The sequence below is a fragment of the Bradyrhizobium sp. UNPF46 genome, from assembly GCF_006658625.1.
Classification (GTDB): domain Bacteria; phylum Pseudomonadota; class Alphaproteobacteria; order Rhizobiales; family Xanthobacteraceae; genus Bradyrhizobium; species Bradyrhizobium nitroreducens.
Window position 1 is genome coordinate 141889 of the sequence record NZ_LFJB01000040.1, and the last position, 12119, is coordinate 154007.

Here is a 12119-nt window from a genome sequence, read left to right on the forward strand (position 1 = left end):
CTCGATAGCAGTTTTCGGCGTGCTTCACAACGTTCAGATGGGGCTGAATCCGCGCGTTTACAGCGGAAGTTCCGGCTCGCGCCGGGCATTTCTCCGGGCGTTTGTAACCGTCGGCGAAGCTGTGGAACGCACAAAACTCCAGCGGATCGAGGGCGCCTGCCGCGCATCCTGCCGGATCACGATCTGGGCGGTGCGGCGCGGGCCGTCATTGCCGGCCAGGAAGACGCTGTCCTCAAGGTCCACCTTGTCGTCGAGCGCCTCGAAGGTCCAGACGTCGCGGTTCGGCAGAACCAGCATGACGCCGCGGGCATCCGACAGCCGGCTCGCCTTCACCGCGGGATGCAGATGGAAGCGCAGCGCGAAATCGGCATCTGCGCCCTTGAAGCGTCCGCCCTGCGGCGGCGACAGCATGTCCTCGCCATCGATGCGCGCGCCGTCATTGGCGATCATCAGCACACGGCGGTGGATCGCCCCGAACTTGGCGAGATAGCCGTCATGCGAGGTCGTGAGCAACGTGCCGTTCTGCACGATTTCGCGATAGCTCTCGACCTCGACCGGCCCGCTTGTGACCGGCGAGCCGTGCAGGAGCCGCTTCATCGCCGACATCTCCACGAACTGGCACGAGGAGGTGTCGTGATAGGTCAGCGTCGAATGCGCCGCCGTGCTGCGCGCGAACGGCCGCCAATTGTCGCGACCCGTGGTCGGCATGCCGCAATTGGTGACGATGCGGCTGATGCCGGACGATAATTCGAACGACAGACAGCCGGCGTGGGCGTCTTGGCTGACGCCGGCCGGCGGCGGCGGGCCGGTGTCGATGATCACGGTGGTCTGGCCGGCATCGAGGCGCTGAAAACCGGTATGCGGCATGTTCGCCATCGGCGCGCCGTGGGTGTCGTCATAGGCGAGCAGCGTGGCGAGCAGATCCGAAGACGTCGCGCTCATGCCGTTGAACAGCGCGAAATTGCCGTCGCCGTGCCGGAAGAAGCGCAGCATCGGCATCATGCGGTCGATCGCGTTGAGCAGCGCCGGCGGCGGCGCGATGTTGCGCGCCGCAAAGGTCTGCCGCAGCGGCAAGAGGTCGATCAGGAGCTCGATCAGCGCGCCCGGATTGCGCGAGATGTGCCCGCCGTCGGGCAGGATCTGCCGCTGCAATTCGTCGGACAGTTTTTTCGAGGCGCTGCGGATGTGCCGTGCCTGATTGGCAAGGCAGAGCGTCGTGTAGCACAGCGCGATCAGCACCTGGAGCTTCGGCACCCCGTCCGGAATGTCGACCATGGTGTAGCGCAGGAAGCGGATCTCGCGTGCGAGCGCGCGCAAGTAACGGCGGTAGAACTTGTTGTCGGTCTCGCCCAGCACCAGTGGCGCCTGCGACAGCAGCGAGATCACGCGCCGGGCCAGCACGTCGGCGCGTCGCGCGACCGGGCGACGCTTGTTGGCGGGGTTGGCGATCCAGTCCTCGATCAGCGCGCGCGCATTCGCCCGTGTCAGCGCAGTGTCGGCGGCGCGCAAATGGCGCAGCCAGCCGAAGCCGAGCAGCGCAACCTCCCAGTCCTCCGACGGCGGCTCGAGATCGAAGATCGAGCGGCCGTGGCAATTGACGATCTTGCCGGCGAAGACGAAGCGGCCGGCATAGATCTCGGCGGCGCGCGTCGCATCCGCGGTGCGCAGGTCGTGCGGCGCGATGATCAGCCGGTCGGTGCGGCCGGGCCAGACCCGCGACAACGCAACGGAACCGCCGCTCGCGCGCGCGAGCATGTTCCGCGCGAAGCGGTTCATGACCAGCGACGAGATACGTCTGCGTTGAGCGACCGACACGCCTTGCCTTGAAGGGGGAGAGGATTCCGACGAATCCTTATTAATCCCAAAATCGATCGCCTGACACCACCCTGAACGGGACGAATCAGTGTGGGAGTTGCAAAAACCGGTGCAAAATCAGGATTTAACGAGCCGGCTTGCGAAGAATCCGTCGAGCCCGCCGAGCTTGGGATCGGCGTGCGGCAGATGGCAGGGCAGGGTGCGCAGATCACCGTCGGCGGTGATGATTTCGTCGAGACCCGCGACCTCCGAGGCCATGATCGGGACGCGGCGAAGCGCGGGCTCGGCGGCCAGCAGCGTCGCCACGGCCTGCTCGCCTTCTTCGGGTTCCAGCGAGCAGGTGCAATAGATCAGCGTGCCGCCAGGCTTGAGCAGCGACACGGATTTGCGCAGCAGCCGTTGCTGGAGCGCGGACAGGGCGGTGATGTCCGACTCCTGCCGCAGCCAGGCCACATCGGGATGACGGCGGATCGTACCGGTCGAGGTGCAGGGCGCGTCGATCAAAACACCGTCAAAGCCCTCGGCGGGACCGGCCCATTCCACGGCGTCAGCGACGACGGTCTCGGCCTGCAGCGACAGCCGCGCCAGATTTTCGCGTAAGCGCGCCACCCGGGCGGGCGAGCGGTCGATCGCCGTGACATGCGCGCCGGCGTGTGCCAGTTGCGCGGTCTTGCCGCCGGGGGCCGCGCAGAGATCGGCGATGGACTTGCCCTTGACGTCGCCGAACAGCCGGGCCGGCAGCGCGGCGGCGGCGTCCTGCACCCACCATTGTCCCTCGGCGAAACCGGGCAGCATGGTCACCGAGCCGTGCAGCAGCATCCGCACCGTCCCGGTCGGCAACGTCTCGCCATGCAGGCGGCTCGCCCATTGTGCGGCATCCGACTTCACGGTGAGATCGAGCGAGGGCTCGTGGCCGAGCGCCAGCGCCATGTCGCGTGCGGTCGCCTCGCCATAATGCGCGCTCCAGCGCGCGAGCAGCCATGGCGGCAGGTCCAGCGATTGCGTGGCGACCTCCTCGACCAGCGCCTTGCCCTCGCGCGCGCAGCGGCGCAGCACGGCGTTGACGAGGCCGGCGTAGCGCGCGGCGCGCCGGTCGGATTGCACGAGGCGGACGGAGAGATCGACGGCCGCATGATCCGGCACGTCCATCCAGAGGATCTGCGCGGCGCCGATCAGGAGCGCGCTCTGCGCGCGCGGTGCCTCGGAGGGGATGCCCTTGTCCAGCAGGCGGGACAGCACATGGCCGAGCGTGCCGAGCCGGCGCAGCACGGTGGCAACCAGGCGCCGCATCAGCGCGCGGTCGCGGTCTGCCAGCGTCTTCAGTCCGGGATGGGCGCCGCCGCCGTCGAGCTGATCGTCGAGCGTGCGGTGCTTGTGCAGCACGCCGTCGACGATGTCGGCGGCAATCCGTCGTGCCGCAAGGCCTGGCACTTCGGATGGAGGGGCGAAACGTTGAGATGGCATGCAAAAGCAAGGTTCTGAGCGAGCGGCAGTTCCGCCGCAATGGGCGCATGCCTTGAGAAAGCAATCTCTGGCACGCGAATATGCCAAATGTAAGAATAGCTTCCGGCTTTTTCAGCCCTTCGGGCCCGATTTCAGGAATGCGTTATTGGACGTCGCGCCGCAAGCCGTCCTGCGCTAGAACACCGGGCCATGAGTGACCAGCCTCCCGTTCCCGATCGCAAGCCCCTCTCGCCGGCAGCCCAGCGCGCGCTGGCCGAAGCCGAGGCGCGCCGGCAGGCCGCAGCCGCGGAGGCCGGGAGCGAGGCCAGGGCGAAGGAGCTGCAGGGCCCGAAGGGCCCCGAGCCCACCCGCTACGGCGACTGGGAGCGCAAGGGCATCGCCTCCGACTTCTGAGTCATCGCCGATCCGGCGGATCGTGTCCGCCTCCGGACGCTACAGATAGTGATTGTCGCGGAGGTAACCGATGATGCGTTCGCAGGCTGCGTCGGTCGACAGCTCCGAGGTGTCGATGGTGATCTCCGGAGCTTGCGGTCTCTCATAGGGATCGTCGATGCCGGTGAACGCCGGCAATTCGCCCGCTCGTGCCTTCCGGTAGAGCCCCTTGGGATCGCGGCGCTCGCATTCGGCGAGCGGGGTCGCGACGTGGATCTCGATGAACTCGCCCGTCTCGACCCGTTGGCGTGCCTGCTCGCGCTCGTTGCGGTACGGCGAGATCAGCGCGACCAGCGCGATCATGCCGGCGTCGACGAACAATGCGGCGATCTCCGCGGCGCGACGGACGTTCTCCGCCCTGTCCGCGTTGGAGAAGCCGAGGTCCCGGCTGATGCCGTGGCGAAGATTGTCGCCATCGAGCAACGCTGCGTGGCGTCCGAGCTCGGCAAGCCTGCGGTCGACGAGATCGGCGATCGTGGATTTTCCGGCGCCGCTCAGCCCCGTGAACCAGAGCACGCAGGGCCGCTGCTGCTTCAGCCGCGCCCGCACGGACTTGTCGACGGCCAACCGCTGCCAATGAATGTTGGTGGCGCGGCGGAGCGAAACATCGATCATCCCCGCCGCGGCGGTGCGGTGGCTGATCGGATCTATGAGAATGAAGCTGCCCATGTCGCGACTGTCGCGATAGGCCTCGAACACCAGCGCCCGGTCGAGGCTCAGATGGGCGTAGCCGATCTGGTTGGCATCGAGCGTCGCGGCGCTTTCCTGCGCCATGGTGTCGATGGCGATGCGGTGCTTGAGTGTCGTGATGACCGCGCCGGTCGAGGCCGTGCCGCATTTGAGCATATAGCGCCGGCCGGCAACCATGGCCTCGTCGTCGAACCAGACCAGATGCGCCGCCAGCTGATCCGAGACCTGCGGTGCGGCTCCTGCCGTCAGCACGTCGCCACGGCTGACGTCGATCTCGTCGGCCAATGTGAGCGTGACCGATTCGCCGGCCGCAGCGTGATCGCGCTCGCCGTCGGGCGAGAGAATGCGTGCGACGCGCGTCTGACGGCCCGAGGGCTGCACGGCGATGGTCTCGCCGGTCGCAATCGTTCCGCTGGCGATCCGGCCGCAGAAGCCGCGAAACTCCGCGTTCGGCCGGTTGACCCATTGCACGGGCAGCCGGAACGGCCGCTGCGAGACGTCGCCGGACACGTCGACCGACTCCAGATAGGCGGTGACGGTTGGTCCGGTGTACCAGGGCATCCGCGCGCTCGGAGCGACGATGTTGTCGCCGTCGGGCGCCACGACCGGGATGCACTGGACCTGCGAGATTCCGAGCTGTCCGGCCATGGTGAGGTATTCGGCCGTGATGGCCGCGAAGCGATCCCCGTCGAATCCGATCAGATCCATCTTGTTCACGGCGAGCACGACATGGCGGATGCCGAGCAGCGACAGGATGTGGCTGTGGCGCCGGGTCTGCGTGATGACACCCTTGCGGGCATCGACCAGCACCACGGCGAGCTCGGCGTTGGAGGCACCGGTCGCCATGTTGCGGGTATATTGCGCGTGTCCCGGCGTGTCGGCGACGATGAAGCGGCGCAGCCTGGTGGCAAAGAAGCGGTAGGCGACGTCGATCGTGATGCCCTGCTCGCGCTCCGCCTGCAAGCCGTCGACCAGCAGCGCGAAATCGAGATCGCCGCCGGTGGTGCCGGCGATCTTGCTCTCGGACGCGAGCGCGTCGAGCTGATCGTCGAGCAGCGTCTTGGAATCGTACAGCAGGCGGCCGACCAGCGTGCTCTTGCCGTCGTCGACGCTGCCACAGGTGACGAAACGCAGCGTCGGACGATCATCCCGATCCAGCCGCGGCGCATCGGACGCGGCGATCGTGGGGGCCTCGTGATAGGACATCAGAAATAGCCTTCCGCCTTCTTGCGCTCCATCGATGCGGGGCTGTCCCGATCGATCATGCGTCCCTGCCGCTCGGAGGTGCGCGAGGCCATCATCTCCCGCACGATCTCCGGTAGCGTCGCCGCGTTCGACGTCGTTGCGCCGGTGAGCGGATAGCAGCCGAGGGTGCGGAACCTGACGGAGCGCAGGTGCGGTTCTTCTTCCGGGCGCAGCGGCATCCGTTCGTCGTCCACCATGATCAGCGCGCCGTCGCGCTCGACCACCGGGCGCTTTGCCGCCAGATAGAGCGGCACGATCGGGATGTTCTCGGCGAGGATGTAGTCCCAGATGTCGAGCTCGGTCCAGTTCGACAGCGGAAACACCCGCATGCTCTCGCCGGGTGCGAGCATCGTATTGTACAGGCTCCACAGCTCCGGCCGCTGGTTCTTCGGATCCCAGCGATGCGCCGCACTCCGGTGTGAGAACACGCGCTCCTTGGCGCGCGATTTCTCCTCGTCGCGCCGCGCGCCTCCGATCGCGGCGTCGAAGCCGTGAAGGTCGAGCGCCTGCCGCAAGGCTTGCGTCTTCATGACGTCGGTGTAGCGGGCCGAGCCGTGGGTGAAGGGATCGATGCCCTGGCGCAATCCGTCATCGTTGGTATGGACGATCAGGTCGAGGCCGAGCTCGTGCGCGCGGCGGTCGCGAAATGCGATCATCTCGCGAAATTTCCAGGTCGTGTCGACGTGCAGCAGGGGGAACGGCGGCTTGCCGGGATGAAATGCCTTCATCGCCAGATGCAGCAGCACCGAGGAGTCCTTGCCGATCGAATAGAGCATCACCGGCTTGCGAAACTCGGCCGCGGTTTCGCGCAGGATGTGGATGCTCTCCGCTTCCAGGCGCCGGAGATGGCTGGTGGCGCTGCGGTGCGCCGGGGCCTCGTCCGGCGCGTCGTGCGCCGGCGGGGCCTCCATGACGATCTGTCCGGTCATGCGGCGGTGCCCATGCAGTCGCCGAACAGGTGCGTGGCGGTATCGGTATCGAGCGAGAGATCGCCAACGCAGCCTGCAACCGAAGCGCGATAGACGTCATTGACGCCGCAATACTCAAGAGCGTCCAGCACCGTCAGGCTCAGCGAGGACGTCGCGCGGCGTTGGTAGCGGTAGGCTGTATCGGAGGTATGCAGATTGGGGACGTCGTAGATGATCGCCTCACTGGGCCATATAACTCGTGCGTTATCCGCTTGGTCCGGTCCTTTCTCCCGCCAGCACGTCACCGCCTTTTCGGCAAAGCTGTTCGAAAGACCGAGCCGGTCGAAGAGGATGCGCACCGACGATACGGGCTCCTTGCTCACTTCATACACGTAACGGGTGACCGGAATGCCGTGTCGCTTGGCATAAGTCTCCACCCGCGCGGCGTTGAGCGCGGCGGCAACGTAATTGTGGACCAGCGTTTTTTCAGAAACGCGGTCCGACCATTTTTCGATCCACGACGCCAGTGAACTCGCCGGTTCGCGATCGAGCATGATGCAATGGAGCCGGTGTCGCGGATAGCCCGCATCAATCAATATCTGTAGGGGATTGAACAGACATTCCGCGAGCACATAGGGGCCCATCGTCTCCTTGCTGAAGATATTCGGGCTATTGCTTGCTGATGGCACGATCCAAGGTCTCGATGAGTTGCCCACCATTGCATCGCGCAGGATGGCCTTCACCGGCTGGTAGTATGAGGGCATTCCCATCGTGCCAAACAGGTTGGTCAGCGCCGTCGACCCGACTCGGCATTTTCCCCATGCGAAATGCAGCATCGGAAAATCGTGCGCCGGCCGCTGCCGAAAGCTTGCGGAAAGGCACTCGGTGACTTCCCGCATCAAAGTCTCGAGACTGACTGTTCTGGTTTGGAATTCGCCAACTGGCGAGAGCGGCATGACGTCGAGCGAGCTGTGCTGCTGGCGTATCAGATCGGCCATTCGTTGCAGGGAATCGGCGAAGACCTGGTTGTTGTTCATGCTGGGGCTCCCTGGAACAGATACCGCTGGCGACGATGATCGCGCTTTTCGGGGCTCGCCTACCTATAGTTGTTTTCTGATTGTCGTCAAACCCGTGATTTACCGGGGTTGCGACGGGCGAGCATCGACGCGATGCTCGCCGCTTCGCCGTAAATCAAATCAGGCAGCGCGCACCGTCTCGAGGAACTTCTCGACCTCGGCTTTCAGAAGCCCGCTCTCGCTGGAGAGCGAGCGCGCCGATGACAGCACCTGTCCGGACGCAGCGCCGGTGGCGCTGGCGCCCTGGCTGACCTGAGCGATCTTGTCCGCAACTTCGACGGTTCCCTTCGCTGCCTCGTTGACATTGCGCGCGATCTCGGCCGTCGCAGCACCCTGCTCTTCAATGGTTGCAGCGATGGTCGTCGAGATGTCCGAGATCCTGGCGATGGTGGCGCTGATCTCCTTGATCGCGCCAACGGAGTCTTGCGTCGCGCTCTGCATGCCGGCGATCTGCGCGCCGATTTCCTCCGTGGCCTTCGCGGTTTGTGCCGCGAGGGCCTTGACCTCGCTGGCGACCACGGCGAAGCCGCGGCCGGACTCGCCGGCGCGAGCCGCCTCGATCGTGGCGTTCAGCGCCAGCAGGTTGGTCTGCTCCGCAATCGCGGTGATCAACTTGACGACGTCACCGATCCGGCCCGCAGCCTTGAGCAATTCGTTGATCTGCGCGTCGGTGCGCTCGGCCTGCCTCACCGCTTCGCCGGCGATGCGGCTGGAATCGTGCACCTGCCGGCCGATCTCGACCACCGACGTGCTCATCTCTTCTGCGGCGGAAGCCACAGCGCCGACATTGGTGGAGGCCTCTTCGGAAGCTGCGGCCACCATCCCGGAGAGTTGCTGCGTCTCCTCTGCCGTCCCCGAGAGCGTGCCGGCGGCGGATTCGAGTTGCTTGGAGGCTGACGATACCGAGTTGATGATGCTGCCGACCGCGGCTTCGAACGAACCGGCGAGTTTCATCATCTCATCCTTGCGCCGGGCGGCGGCTGCGGCCTCCAGATCCTTCTGCTCGGCTTCCATCTGCTCGATGCGGATCAGATTGTCCTTGAAGGTACGGGCCGCACGGGCGTTGTCACCGATTTCGTCGCCACGGGTCGTGAAGGGAATCTCGATGGTCTTGTTGCCGTCGGCGAGCTGCAGCAGCACACCGCCGATATGCCGGATCGGTCGGGCGATGTTCAATACCGCGAAGACTGCGGAACCGATCAGCGCCAATATGACGGCCACGCCGATTATGAGCGCGAAATTGGCGGTAGAATCCAATTCCTCCAGCACCTGGCTCTTACGCTTGGCCGAGTATTCGTTGGCGATGTCCACCCCTTTGTCGATGGCAGCGTTGACTTGCGCAGCCGCCGGGAATGTACGCTCGTTAAGAACGCGGGCCTTCGCCGCTTCCGCCTCGGCCCCTCCATTGGCGCCAATGACGCGCTTTTGCGCCTCCGCAAGCTCGATGGCGCTGGTCAGATAGGCATCCACTGCTTGCCGGGCCGCCTGATAGGCATCCTTTGTAAACTGTTGCTTGGCCCGATCGCGCGCGGCATCAATCTCCGTGTCGGCTTTGGTCACGTTGGCGCGGAGAACCTGAAGGAGCTCATCGATTCTTGCGACTGACTGCGCGGACGCGATCTCAAGAGCGGTTGTCTGCGCCCGCGCTATCGCTGTCTGCGCCGACTGCGCATTGCCCTTGTTGAGATAGTTGAGAATCAACAAGCCGTTGGATGCGACAATCGACCGATTGCCCAGCGCCTGATTGACCAGCATGCCACCGACCAGCAGGATGCTGATCGCTGAGACGATGCCCAGCTTTGTACCGATACGAAATTTGAAGGATGCCATCGTGAACCCCGTCGCAGCAGATACCCGTGCCAGTTGGCAACCAAAAATTGAAATTCGCGTAAACGAATTGCAGCTTTATGCAAAGTAGGCACGGAAGATTGTTACATCTGGTAGTAGAATTACGGGGTCGCGCTGCTTCAGCCGATCGTGATCACCCGAAACGAGGCTGGTGACGGCGATGATCGCGTCGTTCAGTGCGTGGATGCGCCGCAAACAGCAAGCCGCGCGGCATCAATTCCGTCAGCGGCCCACGACCATTTGTGGTGGCGAGCGAAACGTGGCTGCAGAGATCGGAAACGTCTTCGTTCAGCGTGCGAATGCAGTCATAGAATACGAAGCCGCCGATTGATCCGGACCGGTTGGTGACGTGAATCGCGCATTCGCCTCCAGCAAGGGTGGTCGCGGCCGCGACATCCGGCTGCGCGGCAAGCCAACGGAGATGGCGTCCGAGATGGTGGTCGCTCCCATTTTCGCAGCACCGGTTTTGCGAACTTCTGATCCGCCACGCTAGTGGAGCGGATTTGGCGCCTAAACGCGAGCCATCTGTCGCAATTCCCTGATCCGAATCCGTAGCTTGCTAAGTTCCGCTCCGCGCCGGGGGCCATTCCGACGGCGGGATGAATCTACTTAGGCGGGTATGGGCATCGAATGTCGTTGACACATCTTAAGATAGCAATAGCCTGTGAACAGGTGAAAGAATCTTGAGCGGAGCCGGACGACCAGTTCCATACGCCGCGCCCCCGAGCTGCTCACACGATTGGAACTTATGACTTGAATCGCCGGTACGGATCTTACCGCCGGCAACGTTATGAGAATTTCGGCTTAGCGTCGGTCTCCGAGACGATGCCAACACCCGAACGGAAAGTGAAATCAACCATAGCACCCGGACTTCCGCCGATGTCGACAGCCACGAAACCTGCCCATTCCTTTCACAACCCACTGTTCTCCAGTATTACGCATGTCAGACTGCTCGCACGAGTCGATCGCACCATGGCCGTTGCACGCGCCATCGAACGGCTCATCCGACCCGGAATGCGCGTGCTCGACGCCGGCTGCGGTACCGGGCTCATGTCGTTCCTCGCTGCGAAGGCGGGCGCTTCTGAGGTCGTTGCGATCGATCGCGAGAACGTGGAGCTCGCGCGCGCCCTAGCCGAGGAGAATGGTCTTTCAAACAAGATCCGCTTCGTCGAAGGCGATCTCACAACCCAGTCGCGCGACACGCTCAATGGTGGCTTCGATGCCATTATCGCCTTCGTCTATACGAATCATCTCGTTGTCGACGAGGCTCGCTCGACGCTCGTTTACGCTTTGCGCGAGCAATTCGGTGGGCCGAATTGCATCATCATACCGGACCGGGTTCGCTATTCCGGTGTTGCTTGTGAATGGCCCGGTGTCGACGCCGGTACCGAACTAGATGATCTGCGCCGCACCATTTCCGATATGGAGAAGCGGTATCAGCTTAGCTTGACGACGCTGTTCGAGACGGCACGCATGGAGTTACAACACACGATGGCGCGCCCGCGCATCAGCGCTGACTACGAATGGTCTCCATCGTGGGGAAGTGGAGGTTATCGTTATCTGCGCGGCGCGTTCCGCAAACTGAGCAGTGAAAGCCAGGTTGCCGACATCAACTACGCTGCTGAGACGCAAACGGCACCTTATCCAGGCGAGTTGAGCCTGGACCTTGTCGCCCCGGGCTTATGCAATGCCATCCTTTGGACACAAGAACTCTGGTCCGACAGCCATCTGCTATGGACGGCAGAGCATATGAGCACTCTGGCCACGGCCGTCACCCTCGAAGCTGGCGATCGGCTCGTGGTAAAGCTCGATGCAGCTTGGCGTAAAACCAACTCGATCGGAGATGCAGCGCGCGTTGAGCGGGTGAGTTAATCGACAACGGGAGCGTTGCGGCTGCCTTATCCGCCGCGCTTGGGATAGCGTTCTCTGCATAGGTGGAATTTACGACCGATCACGATCCAGACGAGGCGCGCGTTGGCAGCAGGCCGTGCGTCCGACCGTGCCTTGCCGTCATCCCCGACTCAGCCCTAGCATCGGTTGATGCGTTTCCAGGATCGCCCCAATGCTTATCGGCCGCGGTTCGGCGGCTCGCCATTCGGCCGTCGCTTTGCCGGACTGGTGCCGTGGATGTTCGTGATCGGGCTTGTCGTGTCGGTCGTGCTCACATTCCGGCACGGCACGAACAGGCCGGTTCCGCATCTGGGAGACGAGCGCGCGCAGGACGCCGAGATCATCCTCCAGCACTCAGCCAATCCCGACGATCGCCTGCCGATCGATGTCATCCGCACCATCGATGGCGACACTTTCCTGGCGCGCGTACATCAACGCGACGGACGCGATCTCGTCGCGCGGATTCGCCTGCGCGGCATCGATGCGCCCGAACTGAAGGCGTCATGCCAGGAGGAACTGGACAAGGCGGAAGCCGCGGCCCGCGCCTTGCGCGATCTGCTCGGCCAGGGGGGCGTGACCATCACCAATCTCGGCCCAGACAAATACGGTCGCGTTCTCGCCGATGTCGCGACGCGGCGGACCGCGAACGTTTCGGCGGCGTTGCTCTCCGGCGGTTTTGCACGGAGCTACGGTGGCGGCCATCGCGACGGCTGGTGCGCACGCCGCTGGCGCTTCTGGTAACAAAAAAGCC

The 12119-nt window shown here is 64.1% G+C and carries 10 protein-coding genes; 4 read left to right on the forward strand and 6 right to left on the reverse strand.

Going from position 1 to position 12119, the window contains the following annotated elements:
* Positions 1–57 precede the first annotated feature (57 nt).
* Together UNPF46_RS16975 and UNPF46_RS16980 are read right to left on the reverse strand one after the other, a co-directional pair.
* Positions 58–1776 (reverse strand): heparinase II/III family protein, encoded by a 1719-nt coding sequence (locus tag UNPF46_RS16975; protein WP_181769979.1) that lies wholly within the window; start codon positions 1774–1776, stop codon positions 58–60.
* 156 nt (positions 1777–1932) lie between these two features.
* On the reverse strand, positions 1933–3279 hold the full coding sequence (locus UNPF46_RS16980) for an RsmB/NOP family class I SAM-dependent RNA methyltransferase (protein WP_100175315.1): 1347 nt from the start codon (positions 3277–3279) through the stop codon (positions 1933–1935).
* Between the two features lie 189 nt (positions 3280–3468).
* Between UNPF46_RS16980 and UNPF46_RS16985 the strand changes: the two genes are divergently transcribed.
* On the forward strand, positions 3469–3672 hold the full coding sequence (locus UNPF46_RS16985; RefSeq protein ID WP_100175316.1) for a DUF1674 domain-containing protein: 204 nt from the start codon (positions 3469–3471) through the stop codon (positions 3670–3672).
* A gap of 39 nt (positions 3673–3711) precedes the next feature.
* Here UNPF46_RS16985 and cysN read toward each other — a convergent pair whose 3' ends face one another.
* The 4 genes from cysN to UNPF46_RS17005 all read right to left on the reverse strand — a co-directional run bounded on the left by cysN (position 3712) and on the right by UNPF46_RS17005 (position 9460).
* Complete coding sequence (gene cysN / locus UNPF46_RS16990) at positions 3712–5607, reverse strand: sulfate adenylyltransferase subunit CysN (protein ID WP_142250757.1); 1896 nt, start codon at positions 5605–5607, stop codon at positions 3712–3714.
* On the reverse strand, positions 5607–6557 hold the full coding sequence (gene cysD, locus UNPF46_RS16995; protein WP_100180968.1) for a sulfate adenylyltransferase subunit CysD: 951 nt from the start codon (positions 6555–6557) through the stop codon (positions 5607–5609). Before cysD ends, cysN begins: the two co-directional genes overlap by 1 nt.
* A 14-nt stretch (positions 6558–6571) precedes the next feature.
* The gene (locus tag UNPF46_RS17000; RefSeq protein WP_142250758.1) at positions 6572–7591 is read right to left on the reverse strand and encodes a sulfotransferase family protein; all 1020 of its coding nucleotides are present in this window, start codon (positions 7589–7591) and stop codon (positions 6572–6574) included.
* A 159-nt stretch (positions 7592–7750) separates the two neighbouring features.
* Positions 7751–9460: a methyl-accepting chemotaxis protein gene (locus tag UNPF46_RS17005; RefSeq protein ID WP_100175319.1), complete on the reverse strand. Its 1710-nt coding sequence runs from the start codon at positions 9458–9460 to the stop codon at positions 7751–7753.
* 178 nt (positions 9461–9638) lie between these two features.
* On the opposite strand from UNPF46_RS17005, the gene UNPF46_RS38690 reads away from it, so the two are divergent.
* The 3 genes from UNPF46_RS38690 to UNPF46_RS17020 all read left to right on the forward strand — a co-directional run bounded on the left by UNPF46_RS38690 (position 9639) and on the right by UNPF46_RS17020 (position 12109).
* Positions 9639–9809 carry a hypothetical protein gene (locus UNPF46_RS38690; protein WP_181769973.1) on the forward strand — a complete coding sequence of 57 codons (171 nt, stop codon included), beginning with the start codon at positions 9639–9641 and terminating at the stop codon, positions 9807–9809.
* 641 nt (positions 9810–10450) lie between these two features.
* Complete coding sequence (locus tag UNPF46_RS17015) at positions 10451–11350, forward strand: methyltransferase domain-containing protein (protein ID WP_181769974.1); 900 nt, start codon at positions 10451–10453, stop codon at positions 11348–11350.
* 168 nt (positions 11351–11518) lie between these two features.
* Positions 11519–12109 (forward strand): thermonuclease family protein, encoded by a 591-nt coding sequence (locus UNPF46_RS17020; RefSeq protein WP_142250760.1) that lies wholly within the window; start codon positions 11519–11521, stop codon positions 12107–12109.
* The last annotated feature ends 10 nt before the right edge of the window (positions 12110–12119 follow it).